The 19,182-nt window shown below is 71.1% G+C and carries 20 protein-coding genes; 10 read left to right on the top strand and 10 right to left on the bottom strand.

Annotation, left to right across the window (positions count from 1 at the left end):
- Window positions 1-74 precede the first annotated feature (74 nt).
- On the top strand, window positions 75-1,016 hold the full coding sequence (gene coaA / locus AL2_RS04875; RefSeq protein WP_067629483.1) for a type I pantothenate kinase: 942 nt from the start codon (window positions 75-77) through the stop codon (window positions 1,014-1,016).
- Here coaA and AL2_RS04870 read toward each other — a convergent pair whose 3' ends face one another.
- Both AL2_RS04870 and AL2_RS04865 read right to left on the bottom strand, forming a co-directional pair.
- The gene (locus AL2_RS04870; protein ID WP_067629481.1) at window positions 1,017-2,381 is read right to left on the bottom strand and encodes an alkaline phosphatase PhoX; all 1,365 of its coding nucleotides are present in this window, start codon (window positions 2,379-2,381) and stop codon (window positions 1,017-1,019) included.
- Between the two features lie 59 nt (window positions 2,382-2,440).
- Window positions 2,441-3,331 carry a tyrosine-type recombinase/integrase gene (locus AL2_RS04865; RefSeq protein WP_169806464.1) on the bottom strand — a complete coding sequence of 297 codons (891 nt, stop codon included), beginning with the start codon at window positions 3,329-3,331 and terminating at the stop codon, window positions 2,441-2,443.
- 501 nt (window positions 3,332-3,832) lie between these two features.
- On the opposite strand from AL2_RS04865, the gene AL2_RS04860 reads away from it, so the two are divergent.
- From AL2_RS04860 to AL2_RS04845, 4 genes are all read left to right on the top strand, one after another.
- Window positions 3,833-4,525 carry a RhiA family protein gene (locus AL2_RS04860; protein ID WP_067629475.1) on the top strand — a complete coding sequence of 231 codons (693 nt, stop codon included), beginning with the start codon at window positions 3,833-3,835 and terminating at the stop codon, window positions 4,523-4,525.
- 156 nt (window positions 4,526-4,681) lie between these two features.
- On the top strand, window positions 4,682-5,074 hold the full coding sequence (locus AL2_RS04855) for a hypothetical protein (protein WP_067629474.1): 393 nt from the start codon (window positions 4,682-4,684) through the stop codon (window positions 5,072-5,074).
- A gap of 60 nt (window positions 5,075-5,134) precedes the next feature.
- The gene (locus tag AL2_RS04850) at window positions 5,135-6,199 is read left to right on the top strand and encodes a chymotrypsin family serine protease (protein ID WP_157438005.1); all 1,065 of its coding nucleotides are present in this window, start codon (window positions 5,135-5,137) and stop codon (window positions 6,197-6,199) included.
- Window positions 6,200-6,314: 115 nt separating this feature from the next.
- The gene (locus AL2_RS04845) at window positions 6,315-6,515 is read left to right on the top strand and encodes a hypothetical protein (RefSeq protein WP_067629470.1); all 201 of its coding nucleotides are present in this window, start codon (window positions 6,315-6,317) and stop codon (window positions 6,513-6,515) included.
- Between the two features lie 91 nt (window positions 6,516-6,606).
- Here the strand turns inward: AL2_RS04845 and AL2_RS04840 are convergent, their stop codons facing one another.
- The 5 genes from AL2_RS04840 to AL2_RS04820 all read right to left on the bottom strand — a co-directional run bounded on the left by AL2_RS04840 (window position 6,607) and on the right by AL2_RS04820 (window position 11,095).
- A complete protein-coding gene (locus AL2_RS04840) occupies window positions 6,607-7,323 on the bottom strand; it encodes an ABC transporter permease (protein ID WP_067629468.1) in 717 nt (238 codons plus the stop codon).
- Entirely contained in the window at window positions 7,320-8,234 is a 915-nt protein-coding gene (locus AL2_RS04835) for an ABC transporter ATP-binding protein (RefSeq protein WP_067629466.1), read from the bottom strand. Before AL2_RS04835 ends, AL2_RS04840 begins: the two co-directional genes overlap by 4 nt.
- Entirely contained in the window at window positions 8,231-9,109 is an 879-nt protein-coding gene (locus tag AL2_RS04830; protein WP_067629464.1) for an ABC transporter permease, read from the bottom strand. Before AL2_RS04830 ends, AL2_RS04835 begins: the two co-directional genes overlap by 4 nt.
- Window positions 9,106-10,053: an ABC transporter ATP-binding protein gene (locus tag AL2_RS04825; RefSeq protein ID WP_067629462.1), complete on the bottom strand. Its 948-nt coding sequence runs from the start codon at window positions 10,051-10,053 to the stop codon at window positions 9,106-9,108. Before AL2_RS04825 ends, AL2_RS04830 begins: the two co-directional genes overlap by 4 nt.
- Before the next feature lie 85 nt (window positions 10,054-10,138).
- Window positions 10,139-11,095 carry a DUF389 domain-containing protein gene (locus AL2_RS04820; protein WP_067629460.1) on the bottom strand — a complete coding sequence of 319 codons (957 nt, stop codon included), beginning with the start codon at window positions 11,093-11,095 and terminating at the stop codon, window positions 10,139-10,141.
- Window positions 11,096-11,216: 121 nt separating this feature from the next.
- Between AL2_RS04820 and AL2_RS04815 the strand changes: the two genes are divergently transcribed.
- Entirely contained in the window at window positions 11,217-12,014 is a 798-nt protein-coding gene (locus tag AL2_RS04815; protein ID WP_067629459.1) for an HNH endonuclease family protein, read from the top strand.
- A gap of 58 nt (window positions 12,015-12,072) precedes the next feature.
- Window positions 12,073-12,378 (top strand): hypothetical protein, encoded by a 306-nt coding sequence (locus AL2_RS04810; RefSeq protein WP_067629456.1) that lies wholly within the window; start codon window positions 12,073-12,075, stop codon window positions 12,376-12,378.
- Here the strand turns inward: AL2_RS04810 and glmM are convergent.
- The 3 genes from glmM to rplM form a co-directional block, all read right to left on the bottom strand.
- Window positions 12,375-13,718: a phosphoglucosamine mutase gene (gene glmM, locus AL2_RS04805; RefSeq protein ID WP_067629454.1), complete on the bottom strand. Its 1,344-nt coding sequence runs from the start codon at window positions 13,716-13,718 to the stop codon at window positions 12,375-12,377. The genes AL2_RS04810 and glmM overlap by 4 nt on opposite strands.
- Before the next feature lie 119 nt (window positions 13,719-13,837).
- Window positions 13,838-14,350: a 30S ribosomal protein S9 gene (rpsI, locus tag AL2_RS04800; RefSeq protein ID WP_067629452.1), complete on the bottom strand. Its 513-nt coding sequence runs from the start codon at window positions 14,348-14,350 to the stop codon at window positions 13,838-13,840.
- Between the two features lie 94 nt (window positions 14,351-14,444).
- Entirely contained in the window at window positions 14,445-14,897 is a 453-nt protein-coding gene (rplM, locus tag AL2_RS04795) for a 50S ribosomal protein L13 (RefSeq protein WP_067630355.1), read from the bottom strand.
- Between the two features lie 576 nt (window positions 14,898-15,473).
- Here rplM and AL2_RS04790 point away from each other — a divergent pair.
- From AL2_RS04790 to AL2_RS04780, 3 genes are read left to right on the top strand one after another with little or no spacing between them, the layout of a single operon-like run.
- Window positions 15,474-16,403 carry a CAP domain-containing protein gene (locus tag AL2_RS04790; RefSeq protein ID WP_083945925.1) on the top strand — a complete coding sequence of 310 codons (930 nt, stop codon included), beginning with the start codon at window positions 15,474-15,476 and terminating at the stop codon, window positions 16,401-16,403.
- Window positions 16,404-16,443: 40 nt separating this feature from the next.
- Window positions 16,444-17,481, top strand: coding sequence for a hypothetical protein (locus AL2_RS04785; RefSeq protein WP_067629450.1), 1,038 nt, complete (start codon window positions 16,444-16,446; stop codon window positions 17,479-17,481).
- A gap of 25 nt (window positions 17,482-17,506) precedes the next feature.
- Window positions 17,507-19,159 carry a hypothetical protein gene (locus AL2_RS04780; protein ID WP_067629448.1) on the top strand — a complete coding sequence of 551 codons (1,653 nt, stop codon included), beginning with the start codon at window positions 17,507-17,509 and terminating at the stop codon, window positions 19,157-19,159.
- The last annotated feature ends 23 nt before the right edge of the window (window positions 19,160-19,182 follow it).

Below are 19,182 nucleotides of genomic sequence, written 5' to 3'. Positions count from 1 at the left end.
GCGGACGTTGCCGCTACCGTGAACAGCCGGTGAAAACCCGGTGACACGCTGAACCGCCCCCGTAGTGTTCAGCCATGACGGACGGATGGGACAGCGTGCCGAGCCCCTACGTGGAACTCTCCCGCGACGCCTGGCGCGGGCTGCGGGAGAACACGCCGCTGCCGCTCACGCCCGGTGAGCTGGAGGCGCTGCGCGGCCTGAAGGACCCGATCGACATCGCCGAGGTCGAAGAGGTCTACCTGCCGCTGTCCCGGCTGCTCAACCTGTTCTTCCTGGGGGACTGGCGGCTCCGCGACACCGTCAGCGGGTTCCTCGGCGGCGAGGTGCGGCCGACGCCGTTCATCATCGGCGTGGCGGGCAGCGTCGCGGTCGGCAAGTCCACCACGTCCCGGCTGCTGCGCACGCTGCTGGCCCGCTGGCCGGAGCATCCGAGCGTGGAGCTGGTGACGACCGACAGCTTCCTCTACCCGAACGCCGTCCTGTCCGAGCGCGGGCTCATGGACCGGAAGGGCTTCCCGGAGTCCTACGACCGCCGCGCCCTCGTCCGGTTCGTCGCCGCGATCAAGGCGGGCGCGGCGGAGGCGCCGATCCCGGTGTACTCGCACCTGGAGTACGACATCGTGCCGGACGCGGCGCAGACCGTCCGGCGGCCCGACATCCTGATCGTCGAGGGGCTGAACGTGCTGCAGGCGCCGCCGCCCGGCACCCTCGGCGTGTCCGACTTCTTCGATTTCTCCATCTATGTGGATGCGCGGGTCGAGGACATCCGGCAGTGGTACATCGACCGGCTGTTCGCGCTGCGCCGCACCGCGTTCACCGACCCGCGCTCCTACTTCCACAAGTACGCGCACGAACTGGACGAGGACGAGACCGCCGCGTTCGCGCAGCGCGTGTGGCGGGACGTCAACGAGATCAACCTCGTCTCCAACATCCTGCCGACACGCGCCCGCGCCACTCTCGTCCTGCACAAGAACCGCGACCACTGCGTCCAGCGCGTCCGCCTCCGCCGGATCTAGCTAGCGCCAGGGGCCGGTGACGGCGAACGTCGTGCCCGGTGTGTAGACGTTGACGAACATCGTCCGGCCGTCCGGGGAGAACGTGACGCCGGCGAACTCGCCCCATTCGGGTTCGTCCTCCGTGCCGATGTTCTGCCTGTTCCGGGCCATCGGGTAGACCTTGCGGCGGCGGGACACGCCGAACACGTACTGGGCGCCGTTGCCGTCCTCGCACACCATCAGCCCGCCCTGCGGCGCCAGGCAGATGTTGTCGGGCGATTCGCCCGGCTTCTGGACGTCGGTGCCGGGCCCGAACACGATGACGAGGGTGAGGCGGCGGTGGCGCGGCTCGTACGACCACACCTGCCCGAAGTGGTCGGCGCGTGAGCCGTCCGCCGTCTTCGCGAAGCTCGACACGAAGTAGACGCGGTCGCCGCCCCAGTAGCAGCCCTCCAGCTTCTGCGCGTGCGTGATGCCGCCGGGCCCGAAGTCCTGGAACCGGATCCCGGTCTCCTTCGCCAGCGGATCGGGCACCTTCTTCCACTCGACGTGGTGGAACACCGTGCCGGGCTCCTGGACGACCGACAGGTCCGGGACGTCCGGGACGCACAGCGCCTCCAGGCGTCCGCCGGCCCGCAGGCTGCCGAATCCGCCGCGCGGGTTCTCCGGCAGGAAGCGGTAGAACAGCCCGAACGGCTTCTCGAAGGCGTCCTCGGTCTCGTAGACGGTGCCGTCGCGCGGGTCGACGGCGATCGCCTCGTGCTGGAACCGGCCCATCGCGGTCAGCGGCTCGGGGACGGTCCGGTCCCGCCGGTACGGGTCGACCTCGAAGATGAACCCGTGGTCCTTGGTGTAGTTGCCGGTGCCGGCCTTGTCCTCGGTCTCCTCGCAGGTCAGCCACGTGTGCCACGGGGTCGGGCCGCCGGCGCAGTTGACGGCCGTCCCGGCGATGGCGACGCGCTCGGTGCGCACCCGCCCGGCCCGGTCGACCTCCAGCGCGGTGCAGCCGCCGAGGCCCCCGGGGTCGTAGGTGACGCCCTCGACCGGCGGCACCCGGTGCTCGGCGTCCGGGCGGTTCTCGTGGTTGCGGACGAGCCACGTGCGGCCGCGTCCGGGAAAGGCGGACATGCCGTCGCAGTGGCTCGGCACCGCGCCCTCCCCGGAGCGGAGCGGATCCCCCTCCCGGGACAGGACGGTGTAGCGGAACCCGCGCGGCAGGTCGAGCAGGCCGTCCGGGTCGGGCACGAGCGGCCCGTACCCGTCATGGCGGCCGGCCGGGGCGGCTGCGGCGCCCCCGGCGAACAGCTGCTCGACGGCGCCGGTGAAGGCGATCCCCGCCCCCACCGCGCCCGTCCCCGCCAGGAGCCGGCGGCGCGTGACTGACATGGGTGCACACTCCCTTGACTGGAACGATCAAAGACCCTCCAGGCCCGTTGTAACACGCGTCACACCGCACGGATACGGCACACCCCGGCAGACCGCTGTGGATCGACGTATCCGGTCAGGCTCCGCAGGCTGTCGTGGCCGGACAGGCTCATCAGCATCGCCGCCGTCCATCCGTCCTCGCCGAGATGGGTCAGCCTGGAGTGGCGCAGCTGGTACAGGGTGTAGCCATGGCCGGCCGGGTCGTCGTCCCGCGTGGCCCGCTTGAAGAGGTACTGCGCACGCTCGTAGGAGAGCCGGCCCCGGCCCGTGACCGGGCACAGGTCGGACGCGCCGGGCATGCGCGCCGGGGCCGGCCGCCGGTCGGCGAGGAAGACCGGGCCGCGCCGGCGCCCGTCGATCAGGGCGAAGAGCCGGCGGGTGGTGACGGCCTGCCAGCGGATCCAGCGGACCGCACCGTCCCGGACGACGCTGCCGCGGTCGTGCATGAGGTCCAGGTCCTCGATATTGAGCGAGAGCACCCATTCGGCGCTGGCCGCCGACTCGTACAGCAGCCGCCAGAGCGTCCTCTCCCGGTGCGGGACGTCGGCGCGCTCCAGCAGGTCCGCGATGGTCTTCCGGTCGAGGACGCGCGTGCGCCCCCGCGGTTCCGGCCGCCGCGCGACGCCGGCGGCCAGGTCTCCGACGGCCCACCCGCGCCGGGCGGCCCAGGTCGTGAACGACCGCAGCGTGGCGCGGTGCCGGTTCCAGGTGCGGGCGGCCGATTCCTCCCACGTCCCGGTGAAAGCCTCGGCGACGCGTTCGGGGGTGAGTTCGGTGAGCGGCGCGCCATCCCCGAACTCCCGGCGCAACCACCGCATCGTCTGCCCGTAGGACCGGACGGTGTCGGCGTCCAGGTCCCGGCGGACGAGGAATTCCTCCGCCGCCCGCCCCAATGGGACCTCGGCCGTCAAGATCATTTCTGTAGTCATGATCATTTCCCCGCCCGGCCCGCCGAAAAGGGATCCGATAGCGCATCATTGGCATAGCCGTCCAAGGCGTCCACTTCCTTCTGATTTCCGATATTCGGTCACCGCGATCGGTCGCGGCCACCGGCTTGACCCCTTCCCCGGACGCCGAGCATTGGAAACCTCAATGCCCAGGGAATTGTTATGGGGCAGCATAGGAGTGGCTTCGCAGATATCTTCTCCGCTCACTCATGACAGGGAATGCAGCATTCCCTGTCCTAGCGGGCCGGCGGCGGACTCGCCTGCAAATGCCATGGGCATTGCTTTACCGTCCACTGGTTCTCTTCAATGGCACTGCTGCGTAGCGTGAGGACCGGTCGAAGACCATCGTGAATTCGTTGTCCACCGAAAAGTGCCACAGCGAATGCACGGCAGACCGGGCGCGGCGATTAACCAGAGAGTGTCACCAGGACCCTCGATCGCCGGGTCCTTCAGAAAGGCGAGAGCATGACGACCTACACGATGTCCGTCACCAACTACTCGGAACTCGCGCAAGGCAGCCCCAAGTTTGCGATCGTGGCGGAGCTGCCCGAGGCGCGCAACGGCAGCGCCCTCAGCACCGCGTGGCTGACCCAGGTCATCCACCCTGGGAACACCTACACGTTCACCTGGGACATCAACTGGGGATTCGCGTGGTCGGCGAGCGGTGCGGTCAAGGACTACCAGTGGACTGCGCACGGCTCCCTTGAGGCCGACCCGGCCTCGGCGGCCCAGTGCGCCGCCCAGTTCGACTATGTGGAGGGGGATTTCCTGCTCCGGTCGATGACCCGCGACCCGGATCCGGCGCACGACAAGCTGTGGATCAGCAACACCGGTTCCGTGCCGACGCCGAGCGTCCAGCCGAGTTCGGTCGCCATCACTCTCGACGGGCAGCCGGCATGCGTGGTCGAGGCGGGACCCAACATCACGCAGCGGGGCACTCTGCACCCCCGCTACCACATCCTCGCCGGGAACCTGAAGAAGTGTCAGATGCTGGATATGGCGTCGTACACCGACGCCCAGCTCATCTCGTACGACAACGGGGTCCAGGCGAAGACCGTGGTGCTGGACGACAAGAACAACTGGCACGTCGCGAACGGCGAGGCAGTCGACCCCGGCACGGTTCTGAACACGCCCCCGGCGGCGGTGATGAGCAGCTGACCGGCGTGATCCGACCGATTTCATAACGTGCCCGGTGCCCCTCGGACGGCCCGGCCCGAGCCGTCCATCCACCGTTCCTTCACACGGGGCACCGGGCATCTTCATCGGGCACGACGAGGCATCTCGGAACAGCAGAGCACGGAAGAGGAGAGAACAATGGTGCAGTTGCTGCAAGGCAGGCCGCGCACGCTCGATCAGACGAATCGGACCGTCCGGAGGCAGATCGGCGACCAGGCCGACGGTATCGAGTTCGTGGACCTGTGGCGTACGGGCCGCACCATCATCTCCTCCAGCGGGCGCAATCCCGTCCGCATTGACAACCAGGGCCTCGGGTTCGAGGTCATCGACAACACCGGTCACTGCTACGGAAAAGGCCAGCAGATCAGCGCGAAGGGAGGAAACGCGACGTACGCGGTGATCTGCCTGGCGGACAGCCTGCAGATCCCGCGGGACCCGCACCACGCCGACACGGTGAAGGCGGCGGTGCAGAACGCATTGAAGCTCAGCGCGAGCAGCGATCCCGGCTGCGTCTACGTAGTGGTCCCGTAGCGGGATCGGCACGGACATCGCACCGTCTCGGTGCGGTCTTTTGATGGAGGGAATTAATTCATGAGCAGCGATAATTCGCAACCTTGGTCCGCTTCCGTACCGGTTGAGATCATGGCGGTGAGAGACGAGATCGCCGCAGCCATCGAGGCCGAGATCCAGCATCAGCCCAGCGCCGATTTCGCCGATGACTTCCGGGGGGCAGGGAATGTGCAGGGAGTCTCCATCGGGCTGGCTGAGGCGGACGCCGGGGGTACGTCGTCACCGGTCGTCGATGTGCACCTGGCGGAATCGGCGACCCATGATGACGCCCGGTCCACCGTCGTGGACGCGATGGGGGTCCGGTCGGCGGGCGACGTCCCCATTCGTTTCATCACCAGCGGAGTCATCGAAGCACTGGAGGACAACAAGAAACTCGTCCGGCCCGCCCCGGGCGGCTTTTCGATCGGCAACTGCCGGTCGCGGGGAGCCGGCACGCTCGGCTGCCTGGCGAAGCACACGGACCCGGACGACGACCGGGTGCTCCTGCTCAGCAACAACCACGTCATCGCCCGCCTGAACGACGCGGAGCCCGGCGAGCGCATTTCGCAGCCGGCCGTCCGCGACCGCGGGCGCTGCCCGGAGGACGAGATCGCCGAGCTGCTGGAATTCGTGCAGCTGCACTTCGTCGACGGACAGGAGCGCCCGGCGAACTATGTCGACTGCGCCGTCGCCGAGTGCGATCCGGACACGGTGACGCCGCAGATCGGCTACACGGACGGAGGCACGGTCAGCTACTTCGACATCAGCGATCAGCCCGTCCTCGCCACGCAGGGCATGCAGGTCGGAAAGTCCGGCCGCACCACTGGACGCACCCGGGGAACCGTGACCGGTCTCGGCTGGTGCGGCGTGGTCAACTACCGGAACCGAACCCTGCGGGCGTTCTTCCGCGAGCAGATAACGATCCAGGGCGCCGAAGGGACCCGCTTCTCGGCGCCCGGCGACTCCGGGTCCTGCATCTGGACGTGGGACGCACCGAAGAATCCGGTGGGTCTGCTCTTCGCGGGCTCGGAGAGGGGGATCACCTACGCGAACCCGATCTCCAAGGTCTTGAGCGCACTCGAGATCGAGCTCCACACCCGTAGTTGACGCCGGCACAGGAGAGGTCATGGGAAAGGGCCGAGAACCGCAGGATCACGAGTCTCCCCATGACTCTCCGGCAGGGGCGGCGGCATCGTCCGGTCCGCCGCCCCACCCGCCGTCCATGGCGCAGGCGATACAGCGGCACGCGGAGCGGATCCTGTCGATCGACGGCGTCGTGGGGCTGGACCAGAGCCGTGCACCGGACGGGACCGACGTCATCCGTGTCCACGTCACGAGCGAATCCGTGCGGCGCGATGTGCCACAAGAGCTGGACGGGTATCCCGTAACGACCCTCGTCACCGGAACACCCGAGGCCTACTGACCGGACCGGCGGTGAGACCGCCGCCAGAAGGCGGCGATCGCCTCGCGGATCCGGACGGGAGGCCCGCCGGTCCCCGGCGGGCCGCTGCCCGTCAGTCGGCGCTGGCGACCGGGAGGGAGCGGAGCCGGAAGGTCGCCAGCAGGGTCGCCGCGGCGGTGACCAGGACGAGCAGCGTGATCGCCAGCGGCAGGTCGACGGTCGAGGTGACCGGGGAGGCGTCCGTCAGCGCGTCCGTGATGGACAGGCACCACTGCTGGATGGACGCCGACTTGGCGCCCGGCGCGAAGTTGCCGAGCAGCGACTCCCAGACCAGCGCGTACAGCAGGCCGATCGTGACCGCGTTGCGGCTCGCGACGGCGAGCGCGACGAACACCGCGCTGTAGGCGACGCCGCCGACCAGGACGCCGACCGTGAACGCGGGCGTCAGCTGCGCCGTCGTCCCGGTGAGGATGAGGCCGGCGAACAGCGTCGGGACGGTCGCGAACGCCGTCGTCAGGACGATCGCCACGACGAGCTTCGTCAGCACGATCACCTCGCGGGGGATCGGCTTCGTCAGCACGTACATGATCTGGCCGTCGTCGATCTCCGGGCCGATCACGCCGGTGCCGGCGATCAGCGCGAGCAGCGGCAGCAGCGTGGCGAGCCCGAACCGCTGCAGGACGCCCGCGGAGACGTCCAGGTCGTCCTGCCCTGCGGCGCGCAGCACGACCGCCAGGATCAGCAGGATCAGCGGCAGCCCCATCAGGAGCAGCGCGCGCTTGCGTCCGAGCATCCCCCGGAACGTGATCATCGCAATCGTCGGGTTCATCGGCTGGCCACCAGGTAGGAGAAGACGCTTTCGAGGGATTCGTCCGCCGGGGAGACCTCCCACAGCCGGACGTCCGCGTCGCGGGCGAGCTGCGGGAGCAGCAGGGTGAAGCGCTGGAAGTCGACCGCCTCGATCCGCAGCCCCTTGTCGGTGAGCTGGACACTGCGGGCCGAGCCGTCCGCGATGATCGAGGCGGCGAGCCGCCGGTCGTCGGACGAGCGGACGGCGAAGATGTGCGGCCGGTCGGTCATCAGCCGCCGGATCTTGCGGAAGTCGCCGGACGCGGCGTGCCGGCCCGCGACGATGACCTCGATGTGGCTGGCCAGCCGTTCGACCTCCTCCAGGATGTGCGAGGAGAACAGGATCGTGCGCCCCTCCTCGGCCATCCGGGTGATGAGGTCCATGAGCTGGAGCCGCTGCCGCGGGTCCATCCCGTTGAACGGCTCGTCCAGCAGCAGGACGGGCGGGTCGTGCACCAGGGCGGACGCCATCTTGATCCGCTGCTTCATGCCCTTGGAGTAGTTGCCGATCGGGCGCTGCGCGGCGTAGTCCATCTCGACGAGGCCGATGGCGCGGCGGGCGGCGGCGGCCGGGTCGGACAGCTTGTGCAGCTTCGCCATCGCGACGATGAACTGCTCGCCGGTGAGGAAGTCGTACGCCGACTCCCGCTCGGGAACGAGCCCCAGGCTGCGGTAGACGCCCGGGTTCCGCCAGATCGGCTTCCCGTCCAGCGTGACGCTGCCGGACGACGGCGCGAGGAACCCGCCCATCATGTGGATGAGCGTCGACTTGCCGGCGCCGTTCGGGCCGAGCAGACCGGTCACGCCCGGCCCGACCTTCATCGACACGCCGTTGACCGCGACGACATTCCCGTACCAGCGGGACACGTCCTCCAGGACCAACTCACTCATGACAGGCCCGCCTTCCGGAAACGGCGGTACAGGACCGCGATCGAGCCGAGGACGATGACGGCGCACACCGCGAGCGCGACCGCGCCGCCGGTGATGCCGGGCGCGATGCCGGGCGAGGACGACTGCGCGCCGAGCAGCCGGACCTGGACGATGTCCACGAGGTTGAACGGCGTCCCCAGCCCGATCCAGCCCTGCAGGGTGAAGTTCGTCTCCGCCTCGGCGATGCCCTGCACGGCGCCGACGAACGCGGCGCTGATCATGTAGACGGCGATGACCGCGGCGACGCCGAAGCCGCGGCGCGGCGTGAACGCGGCGACCACCATCCCGATCGCGGCCAGCACGAGCGCGTAGAGCACGCACCCGACCAAGGCGCCGAGGTACTTCAGCAGCTGCTCGCCGGAGTCGGGCATCTTGGTGATCAGGCCGCCGACGTACAGGACGGTGACGGGCACCGCCATCAGCGCGAACAGCGCGGTCGTCAGGGCGGCGGCCTTCGCCAGGACGAAGTCCAGATGGCCGACCGGGCGCGAGAAGTACAGCGGGATGACGTGGAAGCGCACCTCCCGCGAGGCCAGCACCGGCGCCTGCGTGGCCAGGAAGATCGCCACGATGACCTGCATGATGTTCACGTAGGAGGAGTAGCGGAACAGGGCGTCCGGCTCCTTGCTGAACGCGAACGCGGCGACCGACCCGGCGGCCGGCAGCATCATGATCGCCACCAGCAGGAACGGCATGACCTTGGCCCGCGCGGGGCGTCCGAGCCCGAACGCTGCGCGCAGGTTGTGCACGTACAGCGACCGCATCACGTAGGCGCGGCCGTTGCGGCGCCCGTCGTAGTGGCGGTAGCCGATGTCGTGGATCGTGCTCGTGCTCATCGCGGCGCTCCCTGCTGGACGGTTCCGGCGGGGGCCGGCGGCGCGGGCGGCCCGGTCTGGAAGACCTCCTCGATGTGGTGGCGGCGCTGCTCCATCCGGATCAGCCGCAGCCCGAGGCCGGCGACGCCGTCGCGGATCTGGTCGTAGGTCGTCTCGCCGGCGATGTCCACGATGAGGAACCGGCCCTCCGGATGGACGGACACGCCCTGGTCGTGGAGGTGCTGCCCGAGCACGTCCCGTCCCTCGTCGACCTCGACGGTCAGCACGCCGCTCGCGGTCGTGTACGCCTCGACGGCCTGGGACCGCAGCAGCCTGCCGCCGTCGATGATGACGACGTGGTCGCAGACCCGCTCCAGCTCGCCCAGCAGGTGGGAGGTGACGAGGACGCTGATCCCGAACTCGGCGCCGATGCGGCGGATCAGGTCGAGCATCTCGTCGCGTCCGGCCGGGTCGAGGCCGTTGGTCGGCTCGTCCAGGAACACGAGCTTCGGGTCGTGGACGAGGGCCTGCGCGAGCTTCACCCGCTGGCGCATGCCGGTCGAGTATCCGCCGATGGGGCGGTAGCGCTCCTCGTACAGGCCGACGTGCCGGAGCGTGTCGGCGGCGCGTTCGCGGGCGGCGGCCGGGGGGAGCCCGCACATGCGGGCCATGTGCACGACGAACTCGGTCGCGGACACGTCCGGCGGCAGGCAGTCGTACTCGGGCATGAACCCGACGCTCTCCCGGATCCGCAGGCCCTCGCGCGCTATGTCGAGGCCCAGCACGGTCGCGGTGCCGGACGTCGGCGGCAGCAGCCCGAGCAGGATCTTGATGAGCGTCGACTTGCCGGCGCCGTTGGCTCCGACGAGCCCGACGACGCCCGGTTCGACGGCCACGTTGAGGTCGTCCAAGGCGGTCACCCGGGGGAACCTCATCGTCAGGCCCTGGGTGGCGATTATCGGCATGGTCCGAATTTAGCGGCTGGTATCGGGCGGCACGTCACCCTGAAGTGCTATGCGGGGGCAGCCTTTCGTCCAGTCTTGCGGCGACCTAAGTACGACGTCCGGCGGCCGGACGTCGCCCCCGCCGGAGAACGACGCCCCACAGCGCCTTCTGGACGAGCAGCGTGAGCGTCCCCGCGATGATCATTCCGGCGAAGTTGACGGCGAGCTGCAGCAGTGAGCCGGTGATCTCGCTGCCGTGCTTGAGCGCCAGCGCGACCGCGAGGTTCCCGGCGGCGGGCACGGTGGTGACGGAGATGAACACCCCGACCAGCGCCGACGACTTGCCCGCGGTGAGCGACAGCACCCCGGCGCCGCCGGCGAGCAGCGCGACGATGAACGACCAGCGGTCCGGGCTGTAGATGAACGCGGTGAGCGGGCGCTGGTCGGGCAGCCGGTCCAGCTCGATCACCCCGATCCACCGGCTGACCAGGGCGCACACATAGGTGAGCACGATCGCGACGGCGAACCCGACGGCCAGCGCCCGCACCGCCTGGACGATGTGCCCCGGCCGCCATCGGACGAGCCCGTAGCAGATCGCGGCGACCGCGCCGAACTCCGGCCCGAGGACCATCGCGCCGACCACCAGCACCGGCGAGTCGATCAGCGCGGCGATCCCCGCCAGCTGCGTGGCGAGCGCGAGGAACGCGACGAACGACCAGGTCAGCGCCGTTCCTTCGGTGACCTGCCGGTCGAGTTCCTGCCAGATGACGGCGTCGTCGCCATGCCCGGGCGCCCGCTCCTTGGCCTGGTCGGCGGTATGCGACAGCGTCAGGTCGACCTTGTCGAGCGCGATGGACCCGTCCCGGTGGACGTCCATGGCGCGCAGCGCGTCCAGCACCTCGTTGGCGGATTCGCGGGCGATGTCGGCGGTCAGGAGGTCGCCGCGCGGGGACCGGGCGGCGCCTCCGATGACGACGACGTTGGTGGCGCCGGCGCAGTCTGCCAGCACCGCGCAGACGGCCTCGGTGCGGTCCGCCGGGACGATCGCTCTCAGATGCAGCACCGGCCAATGGTGCCGCAAACGGAGGGGTCGTGTGGCGGCGGCGGTACGACATGCGGTTTGATCGGCTATTTGCATGCCTATTGGTGAAAAATAACGACAACGACCCCAGGGTGGTGACGGCATGACGCGACATGACCGGATTCGGCGGGAACCGGGCCGGAGGCTGCTGGCCGCGGCGGCGCTCGCACTCGCCGTCCCGCTGGCGCTGTCCGGCTGCGAGGCGACTCTGAACGCCGGTGCACCGTCCGAAGCGCCCGGCGGCGCCGTGTCCGGCCAGGGCGACGGGAACGCGGCCAGCCCGCTCGACAACCCCAAGGGCACCAAGCCTGGCCTCGCCGCCATCACCTCCGGCGGCGACCGGGCCGAGGCGCGCAAGCTCATCGAGAAGGTCGACACCAAGGGACGCGGCCCGAAGACCGGCTACGAGCGCGACAAGTTCGGCTACGCGTGGATGGACAGCGCACCCGACGTGCCGTTCGCGCACAACGGCTGCGACACGCGCAACGACCTGCTGAAGCGCGACGGCGAGAAGGTCCGCTACCGGTCCGGGTCCGACTGCGTGATCATCTCCCTCACGCTGCACGACCCGTACTCCGGCAAGACGATCGAGTGGAAGAAGGCGCACGCGACGGCCGTCCAGATCGACCACGTGATCCCGCTGTCGTACGGCTGGCAGATGGGCGCGGCGCGCTGGTCGAAGGACAAGCGCGAATCCCTCGCCAACGACCCGCTGAACCTCATCCCGGTGGACGGCCCGCTCAACGGGGCCAAGAGCGACTCCGGCCCGGCGTCGTGGCTGCCGCCGAACAAGCGCGTCCGCTGCTCCTACAGCGTCCGCTTCGCACAGGTGGCGCTGAAGTACGACCTGCCGGTCACGGACGCCGACAAGAAGATCATGCTCGACCTGTGCGGCGGATGACCGCCGGGCCCGCGTCCGCCGGCGCTCGGGTCACCGCACGGCCGAATATGCTCGTCCGATGAGCGACGAAGTCAACGAGCAGGGCACGGCGGACGAGCGGCCGAGGGTCCGGACGGAGCGGGGCGTCGGCGCGCGGGCGACCGGGGCGGAGGTGACCGGGGCGTCCGCGACCGGGCTCACGGTGCGGCTCGGGAACGGGCTCGGGTCGCTGGCGGTGGGCTCGATGGCGCTCGGTGCGCTGGCGATCGGCGCCGTCGCGATCGGCAAGCTCGTGGTGAAACGCGCCGTCATCGCCCACCTCGAGGCCGGGACCGTCGAGATCAAGCACCTCAAGGTGGGTCGCCTGGAGATCGACGAGCGCTAGCCCAGCGCGGTCTTCACGACGCCGGCGAGGTGCTCGGCGACCGACTGGGCCTGGTCCTCCGAGGCCGCCTCGACCATCACGCGGACCATCGGCTCGGTGCCGCTCGGCCGGATCAGGACACGGCCCGTCTCACCCAGGTCCGCCTCCGCGGCGGCGACGGCCCCGGCCAGCTCCGAGGACGTCTTCGCACGGTTCTTGTCGACGTCCCGGACGTTGATGAGCACCTGCGGCAGCCGGGTCATCACCTTGGTCAACTCGTCCAGCGGGCGGCCCCGGCGGACCATCGCGGCCGCCAGGTGCAGGCCGGTCAGGACGCCGTCGCCGGTCGTCGCGTGGTCCAGCATGATGACGTGGCCGGACTGCTCGCCGCCGAACCCGAAGCCGCCCGCCTTCATCGCCTCCAGGACGTACCGGTCGCCGACCGCGGTCTCCACCACGGTGATCCCGGCCTCCCGCATGGCCAGCTTGAAGCCGAGGTTCGACATGACCGTCGCGACGACGGTGTCGGACGGCAGCGCGCCCGACTCCCGCAGGTCGAGGGCGAGGATGGCCATGATCTGGTCGCCGTCCACGACCTCGCCGGTCGCGGTCACGGCCAGGCAGCGGTCGGCGTCGCCGTCGTTCGCGATGCCCACGTCCGCGCCGTGCTCGCGGACGGCGTCCCGCAGCGCCTCCAGGTGCGTGGAGCCGCAGCCCGAGTTGATGTTCAGGCCGTCCGGCGCCGCGCCGATCGTGTAGACCTCGGCGCCGGCGCGGCGCAGCGCCTCCGGCGCCACGTCGCAGGACGCACCGTTCGCGCAGTCGACCACGACGCGCAGGCCGTCCAGCGACACCGTGACCGTCGACAGCAGGTGCGCGACGTACTGCTCGACGGCGCCGTGCGCCTCGCGGACGCGGCCGACGCCGGCACCGGTCGGCGGGTCCCACTCCTCGCCCAGCCGCGCCTCGATCCGGTCCTCGATCTCGTCCGGCAGCTTGTAGCCGCTGCGGTCGAAGAACTTGATGCCGTTGTCGGGGGCCGGGTTGTGCGACGCCGACAGCATCACGCCGAGGTCGGCGTCCAGCGCGTGGGTCAGGTACGCGACGGCCGGGGTCGGCAGGACGCCGAGGCGCAGCACGTCCACCCCGGAGCTGGCGAGGCCCGCCACGACGGCGGCCTCCAGGAACTCACCGGAGGCCCGCGGGTCGCGCCCGACCACGGCGAGCGGCCGGTGGCCTTTGAACGCGCCCTGCTCGCCCAGCACCCGCGCCGCCGCGACGGACAGGTCCATGACGAGCGGTGCGGTCAGGTCGCGGTTGGCGAGCCCGCGCACGCCGTCGGTCCCGAACAGACGAGCCACAGTTCAACTCCCGATGAGACTGGACGACCCCGGAAAGCGTACGAGCCGCCGCACCCGCCGCGCCGGCCACGCGGAACGGCCGCGTGGAGGCCACGGGGTGCGACGGCTCGTACCGCCGATCAACGCTTGCTGTACTGCGGAGCCTTGCGGGCCTTCTTGAGACCGGCCTTCTTGCGCTCCGGCACCCGCGCGTCGCGGGTGAGGAAGCCGGCCTTCTTCAGCGCCGGGCGGTGCTCGATGTTCGCGAACTGCAGCGCGCGGGAGATGCCGAGGCGCAGCGCACCGGCCTGGCCGGTGGTGCCGCCGCCGCCCACGCGCGCGAGCACGTCGAACTGGCCCTCCAGGCCCAGCAGCACGAACGGCTCGTTCACGATCTGCTGGTGAACCTTGTTCGGGAAGTACTGGTCCAGGGTGCGGCCGTTGATCTTCCACTGGCCGCTGCCGGGGACGATGCGGACCCGCGCGATGGCCTGCTTGCGGCGGCCGGTGCCGGCGGCCGGGCCGGTCGCGACCGGCTGGCCGAGGAGGCCCTCGCCGGCGGCTTCGGGGGTCTCGGTGCTGTACTCGGACGGAGCGTCCTCGTACGAGTCGAGTTCGGCGCCCGCCTCGGGGGCGCCGGTGGTGTCGTCCACGGTTCTCCTCAGGGTGTTCTAGCCAGGGCGGCCGACCCGTCTGACGGGTGCCCCGGCGGCCTCGTGTCTCTGGGTGCGCCCGGAGGCGCGGGTGTCACTTCGCGATCTGGCTGATCTGGGTGATCTCGAACGGGACCGGCTTCTGCGCCTGGTGCGGGTGGTCCGGCCCGGCGTAGACCTTCACCTTGCCGAACATCTTCCGGCCGAGGGAGTTCTTGGGCAGCATGCCCTTGATCGCCTTCTCGACCGCCCGCTCGGGGTTCTTCGCCAGCAGTTCGGTGTAGGTCACCGAGCGGAGCCCGCCCGGGTACCCGGAGTGCCGGTACGCCTTCTTGCGCTCCGCCTTGTTGCCCGACAGCGACACCTTGCCGGCGTTCACGATGACGACGAAGTCACCGGTGTCGAGGTGCGGTGCGTAGATCGGCTTGTGCTTGCCCCGCAGCAGCTGCGCGACCTGACTGGCGAGACGGCCCAGCACGACATCGGTCGCGTCGATGACGTACCACTGACGCTGGACGTCAGCGGGCTTAGGGGTGTACGTGCGCACGGTCGTCAGCCTTCGTTTCTCGTCGACTTCAGCGGTTTCGATCCTCCGCTCCCCCTCGCGGGCGAGCGCCACGTATCAGCGGAAATCCTGCTCGCGCCGATCAGAGGATCATCCGACCGTGCGCTCCGGGAGGCCGGGGCCCGCGTTCGCGGCACTTGACGCGTACGCCTCGGGACGCACCGGCTCGCTGCGGCGCCGCGCCGCCCTGCGGGCAGGCGTCACGCACACAACAACTACGCAGGATACAGGATGGCGAGCGCAGCACGCACCACGCTCGTCAGACGGGAGAGGCGAAGCACGCCCACCTGCCGCACAGTCTTTCCCCCTTGCGGTCCAGGACGAGCCAGGTCGCACCGAGGAGACACTGAGCGGCGTCAAAGTGACGGTGGGTAGTGATTTTGATCTTTCTTGAGAGATTCTCGTAACTCGGGGTGCATATGGGGATATGGTGCCGGGCGACCGAGTCCACGCCGGCTCGTGCCGGCCCGCACCCGGGAGCCCCCGCTGTCCACTCCCCGCAGACCCGGCGGTTCCGCCGGAGGCCACCAGCCCAGGCATGACGGGCGGAGCGGCCCCATGCGCCGCGCCGACGTCCCCCCTCCCCGCGACGAACTCGTCGCGGGCGGCCCGCGACGCGGCGCGTCCCGTTCGGGACCCCCGCCGCGCGGACGCCGCCCGGACGACGGCGCCGCGCACGGCCGCCGGCCCGGCGGCAGGGGACGCAAGCGGTCCCGGGCCAAGAGCGCGACCGGGCTGATGGTGGTCGTCACCGCGTCCGGCCTCGCCATCGGCATCGGCGTCGCGATCGACCGGCTCGTCCTGCCCCAGCTGCGGTCGGAGAAGACCGCCGCGTCCGGGCCGGACGCGCGGCCGTCCGCCGTGATCCCGCCGGGGCCGCAGAGCGACGCGCCGACCGGGACCGGCCCGGAGTCCGGCGCCCCCGCGGACGGCAGGCGCGCGCCCAGCGCATCGCCCTCGCCCACGGCCGCGGAGCAGACGCCGCCGCTGAAGCCGATCCACCCGAGCAAGAGCGCGTCGGCCGAGCCGTCCAAGTCCAAGAAGGCGTCCGAACCGGCCCGGCCGCCGTCCGGCGGAGGCGGCGGATCACCGGGCGGCGGCGGCGCATCGTCCGGCAGCGAGGCCACCGTCGTGTCGCTCACGAACGCCGAGCGCGCCAAGGAGGGCTGCCAGCCGCTGCGCACCGACTCGCGGCTCACCGTCGCGGCCCGCAAGCACTCCGCGGACATGGCGGCCAACAACTACTTCGACCACACGTCCCGCAACGGCGACAGCCCGTGGAAGCGGATGGAGGACGCCGGGTACACGAGCCCCGGCGCGGAGAACATCGCCAAGGGCTATCCGACCGCCGCGGCCGTCGTGAAGGGCTGGATGAACAGCCCCGGTCACCGGGCCAACATCCTGAACTGCGGCCTGCGCGCCATCGGCGTCGGCGTGGCCTCGGGACCCGGCGGCCCGCTGTGGACCCAGGACTTCGGCTGGAAGTGACCGGACCCGCTCCCGAATGAGGGACGGTAAGGTCCACCCCATGGGTTATCCGGGCGATCAAGGCAAACCCGGCGACTGGCCCCCTCGGCAGGCGCCGCACGCGCCGTACGGACCCCGAGCCGAAGCGCCGCCGTACGGCCATGACAGCGACGAGGCCCCGTTCGCACCGCGCGACCGGGGCGACGACCACCCCACCGCGTGGAACGACCAGCCCGGCGGGTGGGACGACCGGCCGACCGCGGCCTGGGGCGACGAGCCCGTCGCGGGCGGCGCCTTCGGCGATGACGCCTACGGCTTCCCCGAGGGCGCGCCACCCGGTCCGTCCGGCGGGCCGCCCCCGCCCGGGCGGCGCCGCAACCTGCCGCTGATCATCGGCGGCTCGGCCGTCGCCGGCATCCTGCTCATCGGCGGCGGTGTCGGGCTGTCGTCGCTGCTGAAGGACGACTCCAAGCCGAAGGCGGCGCCGACGCAGGCCGCGTCCACGCCGGCGCAGCCGACGCCGAGCCCGACGAAGCCCGTCCTCGCGCCGGTGAAGCTGCAGAGCCGCAGCACCGACCCGAAGCCGCTGACCCTCAAGGAGGTCTTCGGCAAGGGCAAGTTCACGGCGGGCGGCTACAAGTACGTGCGGACGGCCGCGGACGCGAAGAAGAGCTGTACCGGCGTCGTCGGCGGCACTGCCTTGGAGAAGGCCCTGAAGAAGGGCGGCTGCACGCAGGCGCTGCGGGCGACCTACGCCCTCTCCACCGGCTCGCTCATCGGTACCGTGGGCGTGTTCAACCTGAAGACCGAGGCGGCCGCCAAGACGGCCGTGAAGGCCGCCGCCGGCAAGGACGCGTTCCTCCAGGCGCTGCCCGGCAAGGGCGCGTCCAAGACCAACGGCAAGGGCGAGGCGTTCGGCACCTCGCAGGCACGCGGCCACTACGTCATCATGACGTGGGTGCAACGCCCGGACGGCAAGAAGGTCGCGAGCAAGTACCATGCGGCCGTCCGAGTCTTCGGTACGCAGATGGTCAAGGGCAGCAATCTCGCCCTGGCCCTGCACTACAGGGAAACCGAAGGCAAGCCCCTCCAAAAGTGACCTCTCCGAAATACCCTCACTGCTTATGTCTGGACCTAGAGACACCCGGGAGACCGCCGAGCAGGCGGGGACGTCAGGCGTCCCCGCCGATCCGGCGCCGCCCAGCTTCGGCGGCACGGCTCCCCCGGCCGGCGCCGGGCCCGCCGACGCGGCCTCGGCGCCCCCCGCCGATAAGGCCGCCGGCGAGGCGGCATCGGCCGCCGAGGCCGCCTCCTTCCGGCTGCCCTCGTTCGGCCTGGAGGCCCCCTGGTGGGCCGCCGAGTCCGCCGGCACGGCCCCGCCCGCCGGAGAGCCGCCGGCGGCCGCGGCGCAGCCCCGGGCCGAAGAGAGCGCTCCCGCCGTCGAGCCCGAGGCCGCGGCGCAGACCGCGGCCGACGACAGTGCACAGGACGACGGCGCGCAGGACGACGGCGCGCAGGACGACGGCGCGCAAGAGGACAGTGCGCAGGAGGACGGCGCGGACGAGGAGGGCCCCGCCGGGCCGCCCGCCACCGGGCCGCCCGGGACGCTCGTCGCCGGCGAGGGGGTACCGTCGGTCGACTCCCGCCGGGCCGTGCCCGCCGCGCCGCTCGTCAAGCCCCCCACCGCGGGCGACGACACCGACCCCGACGGCTTCGCCGCCGTCCGCCCGGAGGGCGCCGCCCCCGAGGAAGAAACCGCAGAGGACGAGACCACCGTGGACAACTCCGCCGTGAACGAGACCGCGGAGAACGGTCCCGCGCCGCTCTCCGCCTTCGAGAAGGCGAAGGAGGCCGAGAACGCGGCCGCGCAGACGGCCGTGCTGGTGCCCGACGCGATCCTGCCGCCCGGTGTGGTGCCGCCCACCGGCAGCGGACCGTTCCCGCACCCCGAGACGGCGGACGGCGCCGCGGCCGGCGCCCAGACCCCCGTGATCGCGCCCGTCTACCACGCCGAGGGCGGCGTCCCGCTCGACACCCCGCCGCCGCCCGGCACTCCCCCGCAGGGCGCGTCCGGCGGGAACAGGCGCCGGACGCTGCTGATCGGCGGCGGCGCCGCGGTCGTCGTCGCGGCGGCCATCGCGCTGTTCACCGTCGGCGGCAACGGCCCGAGCGGCGAGGGCGAGGCCCGCAAGGCGGCCGAGCCGTCCGCGGCGCCGACCTCGGCCGCCCCCGCGACGCCGGCCCCCTCGGCCGCCCCGGTGAACATCGCCGACGAGAAGACCGACCCGAAGGACCTCTCGTTCCGCGACGTGTTCCCGCAGGAGAAGCTCCGCCTCGGCGGGCGGACCTACACGCGGGACCGCTGGTCCCTCAACCGCGACGTCAAGTACGCGGCCCGCGGCTCGATGCTCAGCGCGCTTGAACGCGAGCAGTGCCGCAAGATCATCCGCGCGACGTACATCGACCGGGAGACGGGGCTCGCCGTCACCTCCGGGGTCGCGGTGATGCCGACGAAGGCCGCCGCGGTCACGGTGAGCAAGGCCGGCGACCCCGCCAAGTACGAGTGGTTCCGCGGCATGGCCGGCAAGCACTCCCCGGACATCGACCGCGCCGGCGGCTACGCGGCGGCGACCGTCCGCGGCCGGTACGTCGCCTACGCCTACGTCCAGTGGGCGAACGGCAAGAAGGCCAAGCCCGGCGACCCGCTGATCAAGCAGGCCGCCCAGCAGTTCATCGACCACGACCTCCGCCCGATCATGGCCCGCGCGCACGGCTGAGCCGGCCGCACGACGGCCGCGGG

The organism is Actinomadura latina NBRC 106108, assembly GCF_001552195.1.
GTDB lineage: Bacteria > Actinomycetota > Actinomycetes > Streptosporangiales > Streptosporangiaceae > Spirillospora > Spirillospora latina.
This window is presented reverse-complemented; position numbering and strand designations above follow the sequence as displayed.

Bases quoted from the DNA above. Each gene is read 5' to 3' on its own strand.
- coaA (WP_067629483.1), top strand. From the start codon at position 75: ATGACGGACGGATGGGACAGCGTGCCGAGCCCCTACGTGGAACTCTCC.
- AL2_RS04870 (WP_067629481.1), bottom strand. From the start codon at position 2,381: ATGTCAGTCACGCGCCGCCGGCTCCTGGCGGGGACGGGCGCGGTGGGG.
- AL2_RS04860 (WP_067629475.1), top strand. From the start codon at position 3,833: ATGACGACCTACACGATGTCCGTCACCAACTACTCGGAACTCGCGCAA.
- AL2_RS04855 (WP_067629474.1), top strand. From the start codon at position 4,682: ATGGTGCAGTTGCTGCAAGGCAGGCCGCGCACGCTCGATCAGACGAAT.
- AL2_RS04850 (WP_157438005.1), top strand. From the start codon at position 5,135: ATGAGCAGCGATAATTCGCAACCTTGGTCCGCTTCCGTACCGGTTGAG.
- AL2_RS04845 (WP_067629470.1), top strand. From the start codon at position 6,315: ATGGCGCAGGCGATACAGCGGCACGCGGAGCGGATCCTGTCGATCGAC.
- AL2_RS04840 (WP_067629468.1), bottom strand. From the start codon at position 7,323: ATGAACCCGACGATTGCGATGATCACGTTCCGGGGGATGCTCGGACGC.
- AL2_RS04835 (WP_067629466.1), bottom strand. From the start codon at position 8,234: ATGAGTGAGTTGGTCCTGGAGGACGTGTCCCGCTGGTACGGGAATGTC.
- AL2_RS04830 (WP_067629464.1), bottom strand. From the start codon at position 9,109: ATGAGCACGAGCACGATCCACGACATCGGCTACCGCCACTACGACGGG.
- AL2_RS04825 (WP_067629462.1), bottom strand. From the start codon at position 10,053: ATGCCGATAATCGCCACCCAGGGCCTGACGATGAGGTTCCCCCGGGTG.
- AL2_RS04815 (WP_067629459.1), top strand. From the start codon at position 11,217: ATGACGCGACATGACCGGATTCGGCGGGAACCGGGCCGGAGGCTGCTG.
- AL2_RS04810 (WP_067629456.1), top strand. From the start codon at position 12,073: ATGAGCGACGAAGTCAACGAGCAGGGCACGGCGGACGAGCGGCCGAGG.
- AL2_RS04790 (WP_083945925.1), top strand. From the start codon at position 15,474: ATGCGCCGCGCCGACGTCCCCCCTCCCCGCGACGAACTCGTCGCGGGC.
- AL2_RS04785 (WP_067629450.1), top strand. From the start codon at position 16,444: ATGGGTTATCCGGGCGATCAAGGCAAACCCGGCGACTGGCCCCCTCGG.
- AL2_RS04780 (WP_067629448.1), top strand. From the start codon at position 17,507: ATGTCTGGACCTAGAGACACCCGGGAGACCGCCGAGCAGGCGGGGACG.